General features: G+C 60.1%; 18 protein-coding genes and 1 pseudogene. 14 read left to right on the top strand and 5 right to left on the bottom strand.

Annotated features, from left to right (window positions below; all coding sequences use genetic code 11):
• Positions 1 to 83 precede the first annotated feature (83 nt).
• Together ACMX25_RS29810 and ACMX25_RS29815 are read right to left on the bottom strand one after the other, a co-directional pair.
• Positions 84 to 1199, bottom strand: coding sequence for a porin (locus ACMX25_RS29810; protein ID WP_414953543.1), 1116 nt, complete (start codon positions 1197 to 1199; stop codon positions 84 to 86).
• 172 nt (positions 1200 to 1371) lie between these two features.
• Complete coding sequence (locus ACMX25_RS29815; RefSeq protein WP_414953544.1) at positions 1372 to 2571, bottom strand: aminotransferase class V-fold PLP-dependent enzyme; 1200 nt, start codon at positions 2569 to 2571, stop codon at positions 1372 to 1374.
• 114 nt (positions 2572 to 2685) lie between these two features.
• On the opposite strand from ACMX25_RS29815, the gene ACMX25_RS29820 reads away from it, so the two are divergent.
• Positions 2686 to 3540, top strand: coding sequence for an IclR family transcriptional regulator (locus ACMX25_RS29820; RefSeq protein ID WP_414953545.1), 855 nt, complete (start codon positions 2686 to 2688; stop codon positions 3538 to 3540).
• A gap of 85 nt (positions 3541 to 3625) precedes the next feature.
• Complete coding sequence (locus tag ACMX25_RS29825) at positions 3626 to 4087, top strand: RidA family protein (protein WP_414953565.1); 462 nt, start codon at positions 3626 to 3628, stop codon at positions 4085 to 4087.
• A gap of 18 nt (positions 4088 to 4105) precedes the next feature.
• On the opposite strand, the gene ACMX25_RS29830 is transcribed toward ACMX25_RS29825, so the two are convergent.
• Positions 4106 to 4381 carry a GFA family protein gene (locus ACMX25_RS29830; protein WP_414953546.1) on the bottom strand — a complete coding sequence of 92 codons (276 nt, stop codon included), beginning with the start codon at positions 4379 to 4381 and terminating at the stop codon, positions 4106 to 4108.
• A gap of 23 nt (positions 4382 to 4404) precedes the next feature.
• A pseudogene (locus tag ACMX25_RS40390) lies at positions 4405 to 4467 on the bottom strand (GFA family protein); the annotation flags it as partial.
• Positions 4468 to 4722: 255 nt separating this feature from the next.
• On the opposite strand from ACMX25_RS40390, the gene ACMX25_RS29835 reads away from it, so the two are divergent.
• From ACMX25_RS29835 to ACMX25_RS29890, 12 genes are all read left to right on the top strand, one after another.
• Positions 4723 to 5760, top strand: a complete 1038-nt coding sequence (locus ACMX25_RS29835; protein ID WP_414953547.1) for an AraC family transcriptional regulator — start codon at positions 4723 to 4725, stop codon at positions 5758 to 5760.
• Positions 5761 to 5874: 114 nt separating this feature from the next.
• Positions 5875 to 7140: an acyltransferase family protein gene (locus ACMX25_RS29840; protein WP_414953548.1), complete on the top strand. Its 1266-nt coding sequence runs from the start codon at positions 5875 to 5877 to the stop codon at positions 7138 to 7140.
• Positions 7141 to 7378: 238 nt separating this feature from the next.
• The gene (gene atzF, locus ACMX25_RS29845) at positions 7379 to 9202 is read left to right on the top strand and encodes an allophanate hydrolase (protein WP_414953549.1); all 1824 of its coding nucleotides are present in this window, start codon (positions 7379 to 7381) and stop codon (positions 9200 to 9202) included.
• A 54-nt stretch (positions 9203 to 9256) separates the two neighbouring features.
• The gene (locus ACMX25_RS29850) at positions 9257 to 10354 is read left to right on the top strand and encodes a BMP family ABC transporter substrate-binding protein (protein ID WP_414953550.1); all 1098 of its coding nucleotides are present in this window, start codon (positions 9257 to 9259) and stop codon (positions 10352 to 10354) included.
• A 33-nt stretch (positions 10355 to 10387) separates the two neighbouring features.
• The gene (locus ACMX25_RS29855) at positions 10388 to 11503 is read left to right on the top strand and encodes an ABC transporter permease (RefSeq protein ID WP_414953551.1); all 1116 of its coding nucleotides are present in this window, start codon (positions 10388 to 10390) and stop codon (positions 11501 to 11503) included.
• A complete protein-coding gene (locus tag ACMX25_RS29860) occupies positions 11496 to 12422 on the top strand; it encodes an ABC transporter permease (RefSeq protein WP_414953552.1) in 927 nt (308 codons plus the stop codon). Before ACMX25_RS29855 ends, ACMX25_RS29860 begins: the two co-directional genes overlap by 8 nt.
• Positions 12423 to 12459: 37 nt before the next feature.
• Positions 12460 to 13152 carry a biuret amidohydrolase gene (gene biuH / locus ACMX25_RS29865; RefSeq protein ID WP_414953553.1) on the top strand — a complete coding sequence of 231 codons (693 nt, stop codon included), beginning with the start codon at positions 12460 to 12462 and terminating at the stop codon, positions 13150 to 13152.
• 2 nt (positions 13153 to 13154) lie between these two features.
• Positions 13155 to 14765, top strand: coding sequence for an ABC transporter ATP-binding protein (locus ACMX25_RS29870; RefSeq protein ID WP_414953554.1), 1611 nt, complete (start codon positions 13155 to 13157; stop codon positions 14763 to 14765).
• A 25-nt stretch (positions 14766 to 14790) separates the two neighbouring features.
• Entirely contained in the window at positions 14791 to 15450 is a 660-nt protein-coding gene (locus ACMX25_RS29875) for a cysteine hydrolase family protein (protein ID WP_414953555.1), read from the top strand.
• Positions 15451 to 15464: 14 nt separating this feature from the next.
• Positions 15465 to 15851 (top strand): oxalurate catabolism protein HpxZ, encoded by a 387-nt coding sequence (gene hpxZ / locus ACMX25_RS29880; RefSeq protein ID WP_414953556.1) that lies wholly within the window; start codon positions 15465 to 15467, stop codon positions 15849 to 15851.
• Positions 15852 to 15883: 32 nt separating this feature from the next.
• Positions 15884 to 16615, top strand: coding sequence for a GntR family transcriptional regulator (locus tag ACMX25_RS29885; RefSeq protein WP_414953557.1), 732 nt, complete (start codon positions 15884 to 15886; stop codon positions 16613 to 16615).
• Between the two features lie 180 nt (positions 16616 to 16795).
• Positions 16796 to 17554 (top strand): response regulator transcription factor, encoded by a 759-nt coding sequence (locus ACMX25_RS29890; protein ID WP_414953558.1) that lies wholly within the window; start codon positions 16796 to 16798, stop codon positions 17552 to 17554.
• Here ACMX25_RS29890 and ACMX25_RS29895 read toward each other — a convergent pair.
• Positions 17496 to 19358: an ATP-binding protein gene (locus ACMX25_RS29895; RefSeq protein WP_414953559.1), complete on the bottom strand. Its 1863-nt coding sequence runs from the start codon at positions 19356 to 19358 to the stop codon at positions 17496 to 17498. The genes ACMX25_RS29890 and ACMX25_RS29895 overlap by 59 nt on opposite strands.
• Positions 19359 to 19606 lie beyond the last annotated feature (248 nt).

Genomic DNA, 19606 nt, shown 5'->3' on the forward strand with positions numbered 1-19606 from the left:
CTCCAAAATAGCGGTGGGAAAAACCGGTCGAAAAAGCCGGGCCGTCGAGCCGCTTCGGACAACAACGGGTCCGGCATACCCGGTTAGAACTTGTGCCGGATACCCACGACGCTGACGAACTGACCGTTGTTGCTGGACGGATTCGTAACGCCTTCGACCCATGCCTTCGAGCCGGACGAACGCTGGTAAATGCCGTTCACATAGACGTCCGTGGTCTTCGACAGGAAGTACTCACCGCCCAATGCGAGCTGGTTGTAATGCGCATTGGTCGCCGTCCCCGAACTGCTGTTCTGGCTCGTGTAGATATAGCCGAGCGACAGCAGCGTGACGGGCGTGAACTGATAACGCACGCTTGCTTCATAGTTCGCGAAACGCAGGCTGCCACCCGTTAGGAGGTCGAAATGCGAGTTCGTGTACAGCAGCGCGACGGTCGCCGGCCCGAACGCGTAGGCGCCGCCTGCACCCCATACCTGATTGCGCGCGACGTTGCTGATGATCGACGAACTGGTGCCGTAGTAGTTGTCCGATGGCGCCGCGCCGGCCGTGTTCGACGCCGGGCGATTGACCAGCGAGTAGGCCGCGTCCAGGCGCACCGGTCCCGCGACATAGTCCGCGCCCACGCTCCAGGCGCGGTTGTTGGCGAAGTCACCGGCCGTGTTGGAGAACGCGTACATGGCGTTGGCAGTGAAACCCGAGAACGTCGGCGTGGTGTATTTGACGGCGTTGTCGGTGCGGTAGGTGTTGTTGAGGTCGTCGTTGTCGTAGATCGCATTGCCGTACTGGCTCAGGGCGCCCACGCCATTGATCTGCAAGTTCGAGAGATAGTCCTGCGCGCTGTTGTACTGACGCCCAAGCGTAAGCGTACCTACGCGGTCGTTGGCCAAACCCACCCATGCGCTGCGGCCGAACATGCGTCCGCCCTGGCCCGACGCGCCGGATTCCAGGCTGAAGCCGTTCTCGAGCCTGAAGATGGCCTTGTTGCCACCGCCCAGATCCTCGCTGCCCAGCAAGCCCCAGCGCGACCCTTGCACATTGCCTTGAGTCGCCTGATACGCGCTGTTGCCTTTTTGATTATTGGTGTACGTGAAGCCGGCATCCACAATACCGTAGAGCGTCACGCTGCTTTGGGCCAAAGCGGCTTGCGCAACGCTTCCGGTTACGGCGACGGCCACGGCCGTGCGAAGGATCTGCTTATGCATCTGGTTTCCTCTGGTCGAAAGAAGGGCATCCATCGATGAATTTTTGTTCTCTTCGATGGAATAAGGATTACTAAACGTGCAAGGCAAAGCGACGCCGGAGAAATCCGGCGTATCGGTCATACAAAAAATCAGGTTCGTCCGGCTACTCGGTCCGGCTTCTCAGTCAGCGTGCTTATTCAGGCCAACTCCGCCGGCCGGCGCCACGCCGCGCATCGCGCTGGAAAAACGGGGTGATCAGCGGATCTGGCGCTTGCTGCGCGCGCTCGAGTTCTTCGAGCAGGCGTTCAAGTACGCTGTGCTCCTGGCCCGGATGCAGATTGCACGGATCGATGAAGAAGAAATTCAGTTCGGCCTCGTGATCGCGAACAATCACCGGTACGCTGCCCGTGGGCGGATGGGCGAGGGCATCGGCCAGATCCCATGCGCTGATGCGCGCTTCACTCAGATCGATAGACAGTTTCAGGCGATCGAGCGGATTGCCGGTCGGATCGGCGTCGATCTCCGCGCGCACGCCAAGGCGAGCATTCAGTGCTTCACGCCACAACTCAAGATAACCGCGCTCGCGGGCGCGCACCGCTGCATGATCGCGCTGCTGCCATTGCTCAAGCGCGGCGATGGCACCGGCAATCCCTTCCTTGCCCACTTTCATGCCACGGCCAATGCCGCCATTCTGGAAATAGGCGGCACGTACCAGCGTTTTCTTGCCGGCGACAATACCCGCGGTCGGACCGCCGAGAAACTTGTGCGCCGAATACAGCACGAGATCGGCGCCCGCGGCAATGAAACGCGTGAGGTCATATTCCGACGCCGCATCGACAATAACGGGCACACCCTTCGCATGCGCGAGAGCGATAAATTCTTCCACATGGATCAATCCGAACTGGACCGTGTGATGCGAGACTACATAGAGCGCCGCGGTCGTGCGCTCGTTGATCGCAGCGGATAGCTGGTAGCCATGCGACTCCGTGGCCGCTCCCACCGGCACGACGCGAGCGCCGGCGAGCCGGATCGCCTGATCGATGGGTGCGCCATAATTGACAAGGTGGCCCGTTTGCACGACGACCTCGTTGCGCAGTCCGGTTGTATCGGGCAATCGTTCGATCAGTCCGGTGTCGTCGCCGGTCATGGTCGCAGCAATCCCGAGCGTGATCGCAGCCGAACAGGACGCCGTGACATAGCCGCTTTCGCTGCCGCAAGCCTGCGCGATCACGGCCGACGCCTTGCGCTGCAAGTCGTCGATCTCGACGAACTGAGGCAGGATGGCAGCCATGGCTTCAATGACCGGGGCCGCGACAATAGACGCACCCAGGCTCGTCATCGTGCCCGACACATTGATGACCGGGCGTAGACCAAATCGGGAATAAATATCCATCGTGCGGCTCCTGACATTCCTTTATTGTGGAATATATGTTGTAATTGTGTATTAGATTATCATACGATGCGCTTGCGTCAAACTGTACAAAAACATTCAGCCTCCAGGATCGCGATGGCCGCCAAGCCCAGTCAAAACAAGCAGGAACCGCAGCCAGTCGAGCAGGCCGCGTCCGAGGTTCCAGCCACGTCGCCCCGCACGCGCACGAGCGCCATCGACCGGGCCGTGCAGATTCTCGACGCGTTGCAGGAAACCAACCGTCCCACCACGGCGTATGAGATCGCGCGTCTGGTCGGAGCGCCGTTATCGACGGTCTATTCCATCATCAACGATCTGGTGGAGAAGAACCTGCTGGCCCGTACGCCCGAGGGTGCAATCTGGCTCGGTTCGCGGTTGTACGGGTACGGGCTGACGTACGCCAGTTCGCTCGACTATCTGGCGGTCGCGCACGAGGAGATGAACCGGTTGTCGGCCCAGGTCGGCGAGACGGTGCAGGTCTGCGGACTCGAAGAAGGGATGATGGTCGTGTTGCAAATGGCGGAGGGGCCAGGGCATTTTCGCGTGACCTCGCGCGTGGGAAGCCGCGTGCCGCTCAACTGGACTGCATCAGGGCGGTTGCTGGTGGGACATCTGCCGGACGCCGAGCGGGTCGCTTATTTCGAGCGCTATGCGAAACCGTCGCCCACTGCGCGCGCCGAGACGCGTCCCGCCGTGCTCGCGAAAATGGCGCGCGAAGCGCTGGATGCGCACCTGTCGATCCAGATCGGGGAATCTGATGCGTCTGTAGCGTGTCTGGCCGCGCCCGTACTCGATCAGGCAGGAGACTGCGTGTTCACCATATCGATCGTGATGCCGGAAGCCAAAGCGCTTCAGAGTACTGAACGTTTTGGCGATGAACTGAAGGTCGTTGCCGCACGCATTGAAGCGCGGCTCGGCTGGCAGCGCCGCACGCCTGATTCGATCGGCTAGGCGCCGGTTAGCGGGTTATCCGGTATTTGAATTCTGTCCTCAACACTTGAAAGAGAACTAACGCAACATGGGATTTTCGACTGAGATGAACTGCTATGAACGACTGCAGGCGCGCGGCTTAAAACTTCAGGACGTGCCCGCACCCATAGGCAACTTCACTCACTGCACACGCGAAGGCAACCTGCTGTTCTTGTCGGGACAAGGGCCACTCGATGCAACAGGCCATCTGATGACGGGCAAGGTCGGCGATACCGTCACCGCCGATGAAGCGTACGAACACGCGTTACTCGTGGGTCTCAATCTGTTGTCGGTGCTGCATGTGGAACTGGGTGATTTGAGCCGGGTGAAACGCATTGTGAAGCTGCTCGGCATGGTCAATGCAACGCCGGATTTCGCCGATCACCCGCGCGTGATCAACGGTTGCTCCGATCTCTTCGTCGATGTGTTCGGCGATGCGGGACGGCACTCGCGTTCTGCTGTCGGCGTGGGGTCGTTGCCGGGCAACATCACGGTAGAGATCGAAGCTATTGTTGCTGTTCGCGACTGATTCAGCGGTAGTTCATCGTCACTTTCTCTCGATCACGATTTCGAGGTACTCGCTCGGCAGCACCAGCGTGCTGTCGCCTGAACGGTTGCTGCTCACATCGGTGAGTCCCATGCCGCGGTGCTCGGTGAAGAGATGCCCGCCGCAGGACTTGCACCATTTGCGATAGCTGTGCGGCGTCTTGTTGCAAGTGCCTATGTTGTCGGCGCCTTGCGTAACGTGTACCGCCTCGGGCTTCCATAGCGTGAAGGCGTTGACGGGCCCTGCCGACCAGTGCCTGCCGAATCGCAGTGGCAATAGCCCATGCCAACCGGTTCGCCGGTGACGGTGAGCTGAACCGCTCCGCAAAAACACGCTCCCTTGTAGGTTCTTTCGTCGCTCATGATGCATCTCCTCCAATAATTTTTACCCGGGCGCGCATGGGTCTGACCATGCAGCCTCACCCGATGAAATGATGCGCCCCACAGCACGCATTCGATAGCACCGCATGCACTCGTCTGCGCGTCAGGATTGGCACTGGAAGCTGCGGTACGTGGGTACTAGTATTTACGAATCGCTTATCCTGGTGAATGATCAGGCATCCAGATTTCTTGTGCAGGACGCCGGATTCAACAGGCGCTATTCAACGGACACAATTCATGGATGCCGTTTCCGATGTGCTTCGCGCGGTGCGCCTGAGCGGAGCGGTGTATCTCAATGGCGAGTTCACTGAACCGTGGTGCGTGATAGGTCAGGGAAATGCGGCCTTTTATGGGGCTTTCCTGCCGTTATCGGAACGCGTGGTGTCCTATCACCTGATCACTGAAGGGCGCTGCTGGGCGCAACTCGCTGATAATCAAGGCTCTGCGATCTACCTCAACGCCGGCGAATTACTGGTGGTACCGCAAGGCGAAGCGCACGTCATCGGCAGCGACCTGGCGCTTTCTCCCGCGTCGGCAGCGCCCTTGCTCGCCAGTCAATTGCAGACATCGCCGGGCCAGGTGATGACGTTGTCTTATGGAGGCGGTGGAACCAGCACACGTCTTATCTGCGGTTTCCTGGCCTGCGACAACAGCTTGAGCAATCCGTTGCTTTCCTCGCTACCGCCTATCTTCAAGGTCGACATGCGCCACGATCCGCACTCGGCATGGCTTACGTCGTCACTGCAATTCGCGGCCGCCGAAGCGAGCGAATGGCGCGCCGGCAGTGCGATCGTTCTCGCGAGACTGTCCGAGTTGCTGTTCGTGGAAGCGGTCCGTCGTTGTATCGATACCCTGCCTGCGGATCGCAAAGGATGGCTCGCGGGTGTGCGCGACCGGTTCGTCGGCCGTGCGTTATCGATGCTTCACGCGCAACCCGCGCACGCGTGGACCGTCGATGAACTCGCGCGAAAGGTGGGTCTGTCGCGTTCCGCGTTGGCGCAACGATTCACCGACCTGCTCGGACAACCGCCCATGCAGTATCTGGCCCGCTGGCGGCTGCAGGTCGCGGCGCAAGAACTCCTGAACGGCAGCAAGTCGCTCGCCGCGGTGGCGGAGCAGGTCGGCTACGAATCGGAGGCGGCATTCAACAGGGCGTTCAAACGCGAATTTGGAACACCGCCGGCGTACTGGCGAAAGAACCACGGCGTGCCAGAGGTTTCCGGCGGCCCCATCGATCCCGCCGAACCCGTTGGCGAGCCCACCGCATCCGCTTGAGTTCCTTACGGATCTATTCGTCATACCTGAATCACGCTGGCAATAATTACGACTGCCGGAGCGGCGGATATCGGCAATAACGAAAAAAAGTATTAGAAAGTTATACGGCGCTAATTGTCTATTGAATTGCCTATTAAACTTTCCTTTACCAATTATTTAATTTGGTGCAGCGTATCAACCGAACATTGTCATCGCCCGCCAATACTCCCGACCGAAGGTATTTATCGGATGAATGAAATAAGCCCTTCTCGTGGCCGTTATTTTCCCCAACTCGATGCATTGCGTGGCGTCGCCGCCCTGATGGTCGTGATTAATCACTTCTTATTGGTGAGTCCGCTTTGGTGGATACCCAGGTCGCCGTTGCGCCTGCTGGCGCTCGGCCATGAAGCGGTTATCCTATTCTTCATACTTAGTGGATTTGTCCTGACCCTGCAATTAATGTCGGATCGGCGTATTGCTTATCGCGACTACGCACTCAGGCGAATTTGCCGGATCTATCTGCCTTACCTGGCCGTGTTGTTTGCTGCTTTCTCCGTAATTAATCTGATCAATATAGAACCGGTCAAATGGGCTGGCTCATGGTTCAACGATATATGGACCGGATCATTCTCCGGGAGGGAGATACTAGATCATTTGTTATTCATCGGACAATATAAAGCCAATCGTGTCATTCCCGTGATCTGGTCCTTGATTTACGAAATGCGTATTTCTCTGATGATGCCGTTGGTGGTGTATTGCGTCAGCCGCTTTTCCGCGCGCGCTTGCCTGTCCGCGGCACTCTTTATCTCCGTGGTTTCCTTCCTGTTCGCCATGGCAAGAAATGCGGGTGAGGCCACCAATCCCAGCTTTAGCGGCGACTGGGTGATGACCGCGCATTACCTGGGGATGTTCATTGTCGGCGGGACGCTGGCGCGCCATCGCTTGAGCTGGCAACAGTGGCTCGCGAAGGGCAGGCGGAAGATGTTTGTCCTCGCCGCTTCGCTCGTGCTCTTTTTCCTGTCGCGCCTGGTGTTGTCGATTAACTCGGGTGCTGTCGGTCAGTGCATCTTCGACTGGTGCGTCGTGGCGGGCGCTGCGGGCATCGTCTGCACCGCAATCGCATCCAGGCGATTCACGTTGATGCTAGCCAGGGGCCCGGTCGTTTTCCTCGGCACGATCTCGTACAGCTTGTACCTGACCCACACGGTCGTCCTGCTCGCAGTCATCCATCTGATGCCTGCTTCGGGACCGGCGTGGCACGCGATCGCGATGGCGGTCGTGCTGGTCATTCCCGTTGCTGCCGTGACGCATTTCGTGATCGAACGCCCATCGATCCTGCTGGGTAGATACCTGACTGGAAGAAGCGTTTCCGCGTCGTCGCGCGCCAACCAGACCTCCTGAAAACAACGTTCTTTGAGCGCGCTCTGATTGTGAACGGGGAGCGCCGCTTTTGTGCGCGCGCGTCTCCCGACGGTGCATCGCGCACCAGCAACTAGAGCGGCCGCTGTTCGGCGACGCGATCCGCCGAGCGTGCAACATTGGTCGTGAGCCTTGTTCAATAAGGCTTGGAAGGCTGCAGTAGCGTGCCTGGCATAGCTTCTGCATTGATGAATTCCATCTTGTATGCAAGACGGAATTCATGTCTAACTCAATCGACCTCTTCGAACGACCACGCGTCGCGGCTCTTTTAGCCGCGTATGCGGCGCGACGCTGCTCAACGCTAGCCGTGGTCAATGCGGTGTTCAAGCGGATTAGCGCCATTGACCGCCCGGAAGTATGGATCGCGCTGTTGCCGGAGGACGCCGCGTGCGCTCGGGCGCGGGTGCTCGAAGACGCACTGGCCGAAGAAGGCGATGCGGTGTTCGAACGTTTGCCGCTGTTCGGCGTGCCGTTCGCGGTCAAGGACAATGTCGATGTAGCGGGGTTGCCGACCACCGCCGCTTGCGAACCTTTCAGTTACACGCCCGATGTGTCGGCGTTCGCTGTTCAGCGTCTGCTCGATGCGGGCGCGATCCTTATCGGCAAGACCAATCTGGATCAGTTTGCTACGGGTCTTGTCGGTACACGCTCGCCGTTCGGCGCGGTGCGTCAGGTTGAGTTTCCCGCGTATGTATCGGGCGGATCGAGTTCCGGGTCGGCAGTCGCCGTTGCCGCCGGGTGCGTCGCGTTTTCGCTGGGGACGGATACAGCCGGGTCCGGCCGCGTGCCGGCGGGATTCAACGGGCTGGTGGGACTCAAGCCATCGCTGGGACTGGTGAGCAAGCGCGGCGTGGTGCCGGCTTGCCGCAGCCTCGATACGCTGTCAATCTTCGCGCACGATGTGACGGACGCCTGGCATGTGCTGCAGCAGATGGCAGCGTTCGATGCCCTCGATGCGTACTCGCGCAAGCTGCCGCCCCTGGGCGCGAACGCTGCGCCCATCCGGATAGGAGTGCCCGCCGAGCTGGAATTTTTCGGCGACTCCAACGCCAAAAACGCGTTTCTTTCGACGCTCGACACGATCTCGACCGGACTGAGCCTGACGCCGGTCAAGGTCGATTTCGCCCCGTTCAAACGGGTATCGGCGTTGCTCTACGACGGCCCGTGGGTCGCCGAGCGCCGCGCTACGCTGGGCACATTCTTCGAGACCCACCACGAGGACATCGACGCAACGGTGGCGGCGGTGATCGGCAAGGCTGAGCAATTCAGCGCAGTTGATGCCTTCAATGGTCAATACACGCTCGCGGAACTCAAGCGTAAAGCTGATCAATACTTTAATCAGTTCGATATCCTGATTGTCCCGACCACGCCGACCCATCCGCTGATCGCCGATGTGCAGGAAAACCCTATCGAACGAAATAGCGAACTGGGCTATTACACCAACTTCGTCAACCTGCTGGATCTGTGCGCGCTGGCCGTGCCATGCCTGCGTCGCAGCGACGGTTTGCCGGCCGGCGTGACGCTGATTGCGCCGAGCGGCGCGGACCATCGGCTGGCTGTGTTGGGCGCGCGGATCCAGGCGTTTTTCGATCAACACTCCAATCCGTCTCCCGATTTCCAGCCGCTGCCATTCCAGGAGCCGGCCGTCGCGCTGGCCGTGGTGGGTGCGCATCTGAGAGGGCAGCCGCTTAACCGGCAATTGCTGGAAGCGGGCGCTCGCTTCAAGGAAGCGACTCATACCGCGCCGGGGTATCGGCTCTTTGCACTTGCCAATACCTCACCGCCCAAACCCGGGCTTGTGCGTACCCCCGGCGCTCAAGGTGCAGCCATTGCCGTGGAAGTGTGGGAGATGCCGTTGCGTACGTTCGGCAAGTTCGTGATGGACGTTCCTGCGCCGATGGGAATCGGCACCGTGGAGTTGAACGACGGCCGCATCGTCAAGGGTTTCATCTGCGAGCCGTCGGCGGTATCGGCGGATAGCGGCGCGAACGACATTACCGCTTTCGGCGGCTGGATCGCCTACCTCGACAGTCTTCAAAAATAGCCTAATAAAAGCTCAGTAACCAGCCCATTAACCGCTAACCAGGAATCGAACGACATGAATAGCCGCCGCAATTTCATCAAGGACGCGAGCCTGCTGGCGCTCGCGAGCATGGTCCCGTTCAAGTCGGTCTTCGCTGCGGGCAACACAACGGTCGGCGTGATCTATGTGGGCGCGCGCGGCGATTATGGCTACAACCAGGCGCAGGCATCGGCGGCAGCGATCATCAAGAAGATGCCTAACGTGAAGGTCGTGGAAGAAGAGAACGTGCCCGAAACCATCGCGGTCCAGAAGACCATGGAAGCGATGATCGAACAGGACGGCGCAACGCTGATTTTCGCGACTTCGTTCGGCTACTTCGATCCGCATGTGCTCAAGATGGCTGCCAAGTATCCGAACGTCCGCTTCGCGCATTGCGGCGGTTTGTGGAAGCAGGGCAATCCGCCGAACATTGCGAGCTATTTTGGTTATATCGATGAATGCCAGTACCTGAATGGCGTGGTCGCCGGGCACATGAGCAAGAGCAAGAAGCTTGGCTTTGTTGCGGCCAAGCCGATTCCGCAGGTGCTGCGCAATATCAACTCGTTCACGCTCGGCGCGCAGTCCGTTGATCCGGCTATTACCACGCAAGTTATTTTCACCGGCGACTGGTCGATGCCCGTGAAGGAAGCGGAAGCGACCAACAGTCTTGTCGACCAGGGTTGCGATGTCATCACTTGTCACGTCGATGGTCCGAAGGTCGTGGTTGAAACGGCCGAGAAGCGCGGCGTGATGAGTTGCGGTTATCACGCAAGCCAGGCGGCTCTTGCGCCCAAGGGTTATCTCACCGGCGCCGAGTGGGATTGGGCGACGCCGTACAAGGCGCTTGTCGCCGATGCCCAAGCCGGCAAGCCTCAGCCCAACGTTCTGCGCGGCGGCCTCAAGGAAGGTTTCGTCAAGATGTCGCCATACGGCGCGAAGGTCACGCCTGAGGCCAAGAAAGCGGCAGATACGATCAAGGGCAGCATGATGGCGGGCGACTTCGTGATCTTCAAAGGGCCGGTGAAGGACAACAAGGGCGGTGTTGCGATCGCCTCCGGAACGAGCCACGTGCAGACCGACTACACGCTGGAAAGCATGAACTATCTCGTGGCAGGCGTAACCGGCCAGATTTGATGTGCGGCTTTCCTGACCACTGAAGGAGTCGTGATGCGTCCTCATGCCCAGACTGCCCGAGTATTGCTCGCGTTATTGCCTGCAATCCCGACCGTGCTCGCGCTCGTCGGAACACTGGTGCTGTTTTCGTTGTTCCTGCTGGTGCAGGGTCAGCCGGTCCTCGATGCCGTCGGCCTGATTTTCAAGGGCGCGTTTGGGTCGTCGTTCGCGTGGCAAAGCACCTTGCTGCGTGCATCGCCGCTGATGCTGACCGCGTTGTGCGTTGCGTTGCCCGCGCAGGTCGGGTTGATCGTGATTGGCGGTGAGGGCGCGCTGGCGCTCGGCGGCATGTGCGCGGCCATCGTCCCGCAGATGCTGCCGGCGAGCACGCCATGGCTGATTGCTACACCGCTGATGGCGATCGCCGGGATGGTGGCGGGCGCGGTCTGGATCGGTGCAGTGGGGGCGCTGCGGCAATGGCGCGGCGTGAACGAAACCATTAGCAGCCTGTTGATGGCGTACATCGCTATTGCGCTGTTCAAGCATCTGGTCGAAGGGCCGTTGCGGGATCCGGCGAGCCTCAACAAGCCCTCTTCGCTCCCCGTGCCCCCTTCTATGATGATTGGGTCGCTCCCCGGCCTCGAAGTCCACTGGGGCCTGTTGTGGGGCGTTCTTGCGTGCATTGGCGCATGGGTCTTCGTCAAGTACAGCACCAAGGGTTTTGCGATGCGCGTGGTCGGCGGCAGCAATCGCGCCGCGCGTCTGGTCGGCCTGCCGGTGAACCTGCTCGCGCTGGCCGCCTGCGCGCTTGGCGGCGCGGCGGCAGGCCTTGCGGGCATGTTCGAAGTGGCGGCGGTGCAGGGCAGCGCGAACGCGTCGCTGCTCGCCGGGTACGGATACGCCGGCATCCTGGTCGCGTTCGCCGCGCGCCAGAATCCGCTTGCGATCATTGTGTGCGCGCTGATGATCGGCGGGATCGAAGCAAGCGGCAGTCTGCTGCAACGCAGGCTCGATCTCCCCGATGCCACCACGCTCGTACTGCAAGGCCTGCTGTTCGCGAACCTGCTGGCATGGGAAGCGCTGGGCGGCAGGATTGCCGCGTGGCGCGTGCAACTGCAAGCCGCCGCACTCGCCGACATCAACTTGCCGATGGAGCAGACCCATGCTTGATGCGCATTCGCCCTTCGTGATCCTGCTGCTGTCCCTCTTCGCGGGTGCGATCCGCGTCAGCACACCTTATCTGTTTGTCAGCCTGGGTGAATGCCTGACAGAGAAGGGCGGCCGCGTGAATCTCGGGCTCGAGGGCATTCTCGTGTCGGGCGCGATGAGTGGGTATGCCGCGTCGTTCCTGACCGGCTCGCCGTGGCTCGGCGTGCTCGCGGCGGGCGGCGTCGGCTTGCTGCTCGGATGCCTGCATGGGCTTGTGTGTTCGCTGCCCCGGGTGTCGGACATTGCGTTCGGTATCGCGCTCATGTTGCTTGGGACTGGACTCGCGTTTTATCTGGGCAAGCCGTTCATTGAACCTCAGGCGCCGGGCCTTCAATCGTTCGATCTCGGCACGTGGACAAGCTCGCCGCAATTGCATAACGCGCTGCATATCAACCCGCTGTTCGTGATCGGTGTGGTGCTGGCGTTCGTGTTGCAGTGGGGACTGCGCAGCACACGATGGGGCATGACGCTGCGTCTGGTCGGCGATCACGCCGAGACCGCCCGCGCGATGGGATATCCGCTTACGCGGATTCGCATCATCGCGACCTCGGTGGGCGGCTTTTTTGCAGGAATCGGCGGGGCGTACTTGTCGCTGGTTTATCCGGGTAGCTGGAACGAAGGACTGTCCAGCGGGCAGGGGTTGATGGCCGTCGCGCTGGTTATTTTTGCGCGCTGGCAACCGATGCGATGCCTGTGGGCCGCATTGCTTTTCGGCGCGGCGGGCGCGCTTGGTCCGGCGTTGCAGTCGATTGGCGTGACGAGCGGCTACTACCTGTATAACGCCGCGCCCTACGTGCTCACGCTCGTCATCATGATCATCAATTGCCGTCCGGACCGGACGCTTGCCGGTGCACCGGGCGAGTTGAGCCTTACACGTTGAACGACCTGCTTATCCATTTTCAATGGCGGCCATCACCATGAACCGATTTATCAATGCCTCTCCATACCCCTGGCCCTTCGATGGCAACCTGCGCCCCGACAATACGGCGCTTGTCGTGATCGACATGCAGACGGATTTTTGCGGGCATGGCGGTTACGTCGACAAGATGGGGTATGACCTGTCGCTGACGCGCGCGCCGATCGAGCCGATCAAGCGCGTGATGGCCATGATGCGCGAGCAGGGTTTCACGATCATTCATACGCGCGAAGGGCATCGGCCGGATTTGTCGGACCTGCCGGCGAACAAGCGCTGGCGCAGCCGCCGCGCGGGCACGGAAGGCGTGGGAATAGGCGATGACGGCCCGTGCGGCCGCATTCTCGTTCGCGGCGAACCGGGCTGGGAAATCATCAGTGAGCTGGAGCCGCTGCCGGGCGAGATCGTTATCGATAAACCCGGCAAGGGCTCGTTCTGCGCCACCGATCTCGAGCTGATCCTGCGCACGCGGGGTATCGTGAACCTCGTGCTGACCGGGATCACCACCGACGTCTGCGTCCATACCACCATGCGCGAAGCGAACGACCGCGGATTCGAATGCACGGTCCTCGCGGACTGCTGCGGCGCGACCGATCCGGGCAACCATCAGGCGGCGCTGCACATGATCACGATGCAAGGCGGCGTGTTCGGCGCGGTATCCGATTCCACCGCACTCCTGACCACACTCGGTGGCTGACCATGTCGACTCCTCTGCATGCGTTAGAGGTGGAAGTGCACAACGCCGGCAAGTCGTTCGGTGCATTTCGTGCGCTGGATAATGTGTCAATCAAAGTCCGGCCGGGCACGGTTCACGCGCTGCTCGGTGAAAACGGCGCGGGCAAAAGTACCCTCGTGAAAGGGCTGGTGGGCTACGGCCTGCTCGACCAAGGCCAGATCTCAGCTAATGGCCGTGAGGTCCGAATTGCCTCGCCGCGCGATGCGCAAGCGCTGGGTATCGGCATGGTGTATCAGCATTTCACGCTGGCGTCGGGGTTGTCGGTGGAAGAGAACCTGCTGCTGGCACGCGGGAACTTGTCCTGGAAAATAGACTGGGCCGCAGAACGTAAAGCACTCAGCGCATTCATGCAGCGGATGCCGTTTCGCTTGCCGCTCGACGCGCCCGTATCCGGCTTGGCGGCAGGGGAAAAGCAGAAGCTGGAGATTGTCAAGCAGTTGTATCTCCGGCAGCGTTTCCTGATTCTCGATGAACCGACTTCCGTCTTGACGCCACAAGAGGCGGACGAGGTGCTCGGGTTGATGCGAGACCTGACAACACGCGGCGAGCTGACCGTGCTCATGATCACGCACAAATTCCGCGAAGTGATGGCGTATGCCGACGATGTGACTGTGCTTCGAAAAGGCCGGCAAGTCGGGACGAGTGCGGTATCGGCGACCAGCCGCGACGCACTCGCCGGTTTGATGATGGGCGCCGCCGAGACGCGTGACACCGCGGTCATGGAGGTGGTCAACGCGGAACGGGCCGCGCGCAAACCAGTTGACCCCGCAGCGCGAATACGCCTTGCCATGAGGGATATTTCTATCGACGATGATCGCGGCCACACGGCGGTCAGACGCGCGTCGCTTGAGATCAGAGCAGGTGAAATACTCGGGATCGCGGGGGTCTCGGGGAACGGCCAGAAAGAGATGGTCGAGGCGCTCGTCGGGCAACGCCGCGTGAAGACCGGCGAGATGGAGATAGCAGGCGTTGCATACCACGCTACGCGCAAGGAAATGACGCAGCGCCGCGTGTTTGCGATCCCTGAAGAGCCGCTTAAAAACGCGTGCGTCACAAACATGAGCGTCGCGCAAAACCTCGCTCTCCGGGACTTCGATCGAGCGCCGTTGCGTCGGGGCGGTTGGCGTCTGGACCGGCGTGCGATGCGGGACCGCGCCGCGCATCTCATCCACGATTTTAACGTTCGTCCGCCGCTGCCCGAACGCGCTATTGGCACGCTGTCGGGCGGCAATGTCCAGCGTGCGGTGCTCGCGCGCGAGCTGGGTCAGCCGGTCGATGTGCTGATCGTGGCGAACCCCGTGTTCGGTCTCGACTTCGCCTCAGTGGCGGATATTCACGCGCGCATCATGGCGGCGCGCGATGCCGGCGCGGCCGTCCTGCTCGTCAGTGAAGACCTCGACGAATTGCTGGAACTGGCGGACCGGATTGTCGTGATCGCGGAAGGGGAGCTTGTCTACGAGACGCCCGCCGCGAGCGCCGAGCGCGCGACGCTGGGCCACCACATGGCGGGACATGGTGACTCGGTGGCGCACGTTGCGCCGGTTGCCGAAGCGTTGAAGGAGGTCATCGAATGAGACGGAACCAATGCAGGAATCCCCTATGACGATCACGATTCCAGCGCTGCCTGGTCCCTTCACATTTGAGCCGTCGACGACGGCGCTTGTCATCATCGACATGCAGCGTGATTTCATCGAACCTGGTGGCTTTGGGGAGTCGTTGGGCAACGATGTATCCCTGCTCGCAGAGATCGTGCCGACTGTCGCCTCGCTGCTCGCTTTAGCGCGTGAAAATGGATGGTTCATAGTCCATACGCGCGAATCGCATGCTGCGGATCTGTCGGACTGTCCGCCTGCCAAGCGGCTTCGCGGCGCGCCCGACGCGCGCATTGGGGACGAGGGGCCGATGGGCCGCATCCTGATTCGGGGGGAACCGGGCAATGCGATCGTCGATGCCCTTGCACCGGCCGAAGGCGAGCTTGTCATCGATAAACCCGGCAAGGGCGCGTTTTATGCCACATCATTAACCCAGGCGCTGGAGGCGCGGCATATCACGCATCTGGTTTTCGCCGGCGTTACGACGGAGGTATGCGTGCAGACGTCGATGCGCGAGGCGAATGACCGCGGTTACGATTGCCTGCTGGTCGAGGACGCGACCGCCAGCTATTTTCCGGCGTTCAAGCTTGCGACGTTGGATATGGTGCGGTCCCAGGGCGGCATTGTTGGATGGACCGCGCCGTTGTCATCTTTTACCGCCGCATGAGGAACCTGCCGACGATGGACATCAATCTGCCGGAAGTGATTGCCGAAGTGTGTGCGGCGTTCGTGGAGTATGAGCGCGCGCTCGTGGCGAACGATATTGAAACGATGAACGCGCTGTTCTGGGACGCACCGGAGACGGTGCGTTATGGCATTGCCGAAATCCAGCATGGCGGCGAAGCGATTCGCCAATGGCGCGAAACCTGTGAACCGGTGCCTGCTTCACGCGCGTTGCATCGGACTGTCATCACCACATTCGGCCGCGACTTCGCGACTGTCAGCACGGAGTTCACGAGTGACGCAACGCCGTTGATCGGACGTCAGATGCAGACCTGGGCGCGTCTCGGTCCTGCCGAAGGTTGGAAGATTATCGCTGCGCACGTGAGCCTCATTCCCAAGCCCTGAAACGCCGATAATAAGAACAAAGGGGAATCCTCATGTCGGAAGAGACAATTGAAACAGGTATTGAAGCAATCGAGCCGAGCGCCGCCAATCCGCTTGCCGAGCAGGTTTATCAGCGGTTGAAGACTGATATCTTCAACTTCCGTCTATTCCCGGGTGATCGCTTTTCGGAGAATGGGATTGCGCAGTACTACGGTGTATCGCGCACGCCGATGCGCGACGGTTTGTTCCGGCTGCAACGCGAGGGTTATCTGGAGGTTGGTTTCCGGCGCGGATGGAAGGTTGCGCGAATCGACTTCGATCAGATGGATCAGCTTTATGACCTGCGTATCGTGCTTGAAGTGGCGGCGCTTGAACGGTTGACGTCGGGAAGCGAAACAGCGCGTCGGGCTATTGATGCGCTCAAGGCAATCTGGTGCGTCGAGCCGGAAGCGCGTGAAGCCGATCCGGTGAAAATGTTCGGCATGGACGAAAATTTTCATCGGCAGATTGTGGCGGCTACCGGCAATGCCGAGATGGTGCGCGTGCATAACGACGTCACGGAGCGTATCCGCATTGTGCGGCGGCTGGATTTTCTTAAGCCTCATCGGACCAGTGCGACCTATGACGAGCACTCGACCATGCTGCATCTTATAGAGCGTAGCCGGTTGACTGAGGCAACTATTCTGTTGCGCGCGCATATCACGCAGAGCAAGTTGGAGGTCCGGAAGATCACCTTGTCGATGCTTGATGCGGCGCGCGATGTGAAGCTGCCGTTTGTATCGTAGATGGGGTTTCGTTCGCACTCGGGGGGTTAATTCCGCACCCGTCTCTCAGACAATTCACCGTACTCGACCGCCATTCATTCGTCTGATCAAACCATGGCGGTTCGTGACATGCTGCACTGCGTGTAGTATCCGAATGTGTAATTGCAGCTCCCCTCGACAGTCTTCCCGGGAGACAACGGCATGCGCGTACTGATCGTTGATGATCACGAGCTGTTCAGGGCCGGATTGGCGCTGCTGCTGAAAGACCTCTTTCCGGATATCGAGTTGCTGCACGCAAGCACCCTGTCGCAAGGGATGCGTCATGCGCTCGGGGAAATGCTGAATATCGTTTTTCTCGATCTCGATCTTCCCGATGGCCACGGTTGCAGCGCACTAGCCGAATTGAAGGAGTCACGGCCGTCGTTACCGGTGATCGTGATCTCGGCTGACGAGAGCGTGGAAACCATTACGCGATGCATCGAACTTCGCGCCATGGGATACGTACCCAAATCATCGCCACCCGAAGCACTTCACGCCGCCATCAGCGCGGTGCTTGCCGGGGGCGTATTCCTGCCCGCCGCCAGCATTGCGAGGCTCAGGCGTGACATGGGCACGGACGAAGCTCCTGCGCATGAACCCGGAGAACCGGGAAACACTCGGCCGAGCGTCAATTCGGACATGAGCACCGCGTCCGAGCTGAAACTGACGCCGAGAGAGTTCGAGACATTGGCGTGGCTCGTGCGCGGACTTCCGTCCAAGGCGATTGCGCTGAAAATGGGGCTCGAGGACATCACGGTCCGGAAATACGTCAGTCATCTGCTCGCGCATTTCAATCTGCGGCGCCGTACGGAACTCATTGTCATGCTGGCGGATAGAGGGATCAAACTCGGTGTCCCGCCCGTCACGGATCCAGCGCTGGATCGAGCACTGTCGACTGTTGAGCGGCCACGAACCGGCTGATTTCGGCGAGCGTGTTTTCTGGCGCGGAAGATTTCCGGAGCAGAACGAACGGTTCGGCGAAATCGCGAAGCGCGCGCGGGGACACCAGTTCGCCCGTGATGAACGCGACGGGGAGCACGCCCGCCCAGGCGAAATGCCGCCGGATCCGTTCCGCAACTTCGATGCCGGTTGGTCCGTCGCGCAGCCGGATATCGGTGACGAGGATGTCGGGTATGCGGCCGTCATCGACCATGATGGTTTCGAATCCCGCCATCGATTCAGCGGTATCCACCAGCGCGCCCGCACTGAGGAACAAGCGCCGCAGGCCCTCGAGAACGTTCGGTTCGTCGTCGCATAGCAGGACGTATCGGCCCTGGAGGACGGACGTGGAGGCAACGCTTCTTTGATCGTCTGTGGCAGTGACAGGTGCCGTTTCGGAAATTGGTGCGTACAGGGAAAAGCGCGACCCGCGCCCTTCGGCCGACCAGAAACTCATGCTGTGCTTCGGCAAGATACCTATCACCCTATGCACGATAGACAACCCGAGTCCCAGCCCCTTCGAGCGGTCGCGCCCCGGATTGTTGATCTGATAATACTCGGTGAATATTGCTTCCCTATGTGCAGGCGCAATGCCAACGCCCGTATCGCGCACGTCGATGCGAAGGCGTTCCCCGATCTCCACCCAGCCGATCACGACACCGCCCGCGGGGGTGTTCTTGATCGCATTCGATACGAAATTGGACAGTGCCCGCTTGAACAGGGAGCGATCCGTTTCAATGGGCGGCGGGGCGTGCCGGCGTGCGCCGATTCTCAACTCGATGCCTCGCGATTTTGCAGGCTCAAGGTATTGCTGAAAGACCTCCGTCAGCACTGCCTGCGTGTCGACTGGCACCTTGTGTGGGGTGTAAGAGCCCAGCTCGCTGTAGTCCTGAATGTCCTTGAACATGTCGAGGATATCGCGCGCGGTTTCTTCGATGACATCAAGGTCATGACTCGCGGCGTGTTTGTCGTCGAGTTTCACCCGCGCGCTACGGATGAACAGGTTGATCGCGGCGAGAGGCTGCTGGATGTCGTGGTAAGCCGATGAAAAGAACCGCTCCTTTTCTTTAACCAGATCTTTCATACGTTCATTTTGCTGCTTGACTATGCGGGATGTCGCGTCAACGCGTGCCTTGGCTGCGCGTAGCGTCCGCCGGGACATGAATTCGCGCCGTGCGGCGCGTTCCAATGGAATGCTGACGACAGCGCCAATGGCATACGTCATATCGAGCATGGTCCCACGGGTAACCCAGTCAGCCCATTGCGTTTTAATAGGACCCCTCGGCCACCAGTAAAGCGTAAGGTGAAATGACGTAACGCATAGCAAAACTAACCATATTGCCGTGATGGCACGAAGCCGGTACGACGTGAATATCATGAAAAGGACTAAAGACAGGATGGGGAAAACGGACCGCCACGCTTGCTCGATCAGGGCAATCTCCATCATCCGCAACAAGGTGAACCAACAGCTCAGCGTCCATACGCTAAGTAATGCGACTGCCCAGCGTTCGTCATAGGCGCGTCGTCCCCACAACAATCCCACCGCCACCGACATAACCACGGCGGTGACAAGTCTCAGGTAGACAAGTTGATGGTGGTAGAGGTCGGCGGGATCCAGCGCGTCCGGCCGGGACAAATCACGGATAACAAAATAGACCCATATGAGCGTGAAGATGGCCGAGGCAATCCTGCGTTGACCAGCGTAGCGACGTGCATAGTCCCGGCGAAACGCGCGCTCTAAAGCCGCCGACCTGAACTTGCGCACCACGAAGTCTGACGGTCTCATAAGGCTGCTTGATCAGGAAAGCTGCCGTGGGCGGATAGTGCGCGGAATCGAGAAGCTTGATTGGCGCACCAGGAGTTGGACAGGTTCTGGCCACATCGCGATTAAAACAGAATAGCAGGTCGCCATCCCGTCCATCAGCCACAAATGTATCAAGCAACGTGATGTGTTTTTGTCCGCATCTGGACGGCTTGGCGAGCAGCCCGGTCATGGAAGGCGGCTACCTCGGACTTCACCCGGACCGGTCAACG

The sequence above is a fragment of the Caballeronia eucalypticola genome, from assembly GCF_047608185.1.
GTDB lineage: Bacteria > Pseudomonadota > Gammaproteobacteria > Burkholderiales > Burkholderiaceae > Caballeronia.

What these genes read in the sequence shown, in the direction of transcription:
- ACMX25_RS29885 (WP_414953557.1), top strand. Translation starts at nt 15,884, where the DNA reads ATGTCGGAAGAGACAATTGAAACAGGTATTGAAGCAATCGAGCCGAGC.
- ACMX25_RS29875 (WP_414953555.1), top strand. Translation starts at nt 14,791, where the DNA reads ATGACGATCACGATTCCAGCGCTGCCTGGTCCCTTCACATTTGAGCCG.
- ACMX25_RS29895 (WP_414953559.1), bottom strand. Translation starts at nt 19,358, where the DNA reads ATGAGACCGTCAGACTTCGTGGTGCGCAAGTTCAGGTCGGCGGCTTTA.
- ACMX25_RS29815 (WP_414953544.1), bottom strand. Translation starts at nt 2,571, where the DNA reads ATGGATATTTATTCCCGATTTGGTCTACGCCCGGTCATCAATGTGTCG.
- ACMX25_RS29855 (WP_414953551.1), top strand. Translation starts at nt 10,388, where the DNA reads ATGCGTCCTCATGCCCAGACTGCCCGAGTATTGCTCGCGTTATTGCCT.
- ACMX25_RS29870 (WP_414953554.1), top strand. Translation starts at nt 13,155, where the DNA reads ATGTCGACTCCTCTGCATGCGTTAGAGGTGGAAGTGCACAACGCCGGC.
- ACMX25_RS29890 (WP_414953558.1), top strand. Translation starts at nt 16,796, where the DNA reads ATGCGCGTACTGATCGTTGATGATCACGAGCTGTTCAGGGCCGGATTG.
- atzF (WP_414953549.1), top strand. Translation starts at nt 7,379, where the DNA reads ATGTCTAACTCAATCGACCTCTTCGAACGACCACGCGTCGCGGCTCTT.
- ACMX25_RS29860 (WP_414953552.1), top strand. Translation starts at nt 11,496, where the DNA reads ATGCTTGATGCGCATTCGCCCTTCGTGATCCTGCTGCTGTCCCTCTTC.
- biuH (WP_414953553.1), top strand. Translation starts at nt 12,460, where the DNA reads ATGAACCGATTTATCAATGCCTCTCCATACCCCTGGCCCTTCGATGGC.
- ACMX25_RS29835 (WP_414953547.1), top strand. Translation starts at nt 4,723, where the DNA reads ATGGATGCCGTTTCCGATGTGCTTCGCGCGGTGCGCCTGAGCGGAGCG.
- ACMX25_RS29810 (WP_414953543.1), bottom strand. Translation starts at nt 1,199, where the DNA reads ATGCATAAGCAGATCCTTCGCACGGCCGTGGCCGTCGCCGTAACCGGA.
- ACMX25_RS29850 (WP_414953550.1), top strand. Translation starts at nt 9,257, where the DNA reads ATGAATAGCCGCCGCAATTTCATCAAGGACGCGAGCCTGCTGGCGCTC.
- hpxZ (WP_414953556.1), top strand. Translation starts at nt 15,465, where the DNA reads ATGGACATCAATCTGCCGGAAGTGATTGCCGAAGTGTGTGCGGCGTTC.
- ACMX25_RS29820 (WP_414953545.1), top strand. Translation starts at nt 2,686, where the DNA reads ATGGCCGCCAAGCCCAGTCAAAACAAGCAGGAACCGCAGCCAGTCGAG.
- ACMX25_RS29825 (WP_414953565.1), top strand. Translation starts at nt 3,626, where the DNA reads ATGAACTGCTATGAACGACTGCAGGCGCGCGGCTTAAAACTTCAGGAC.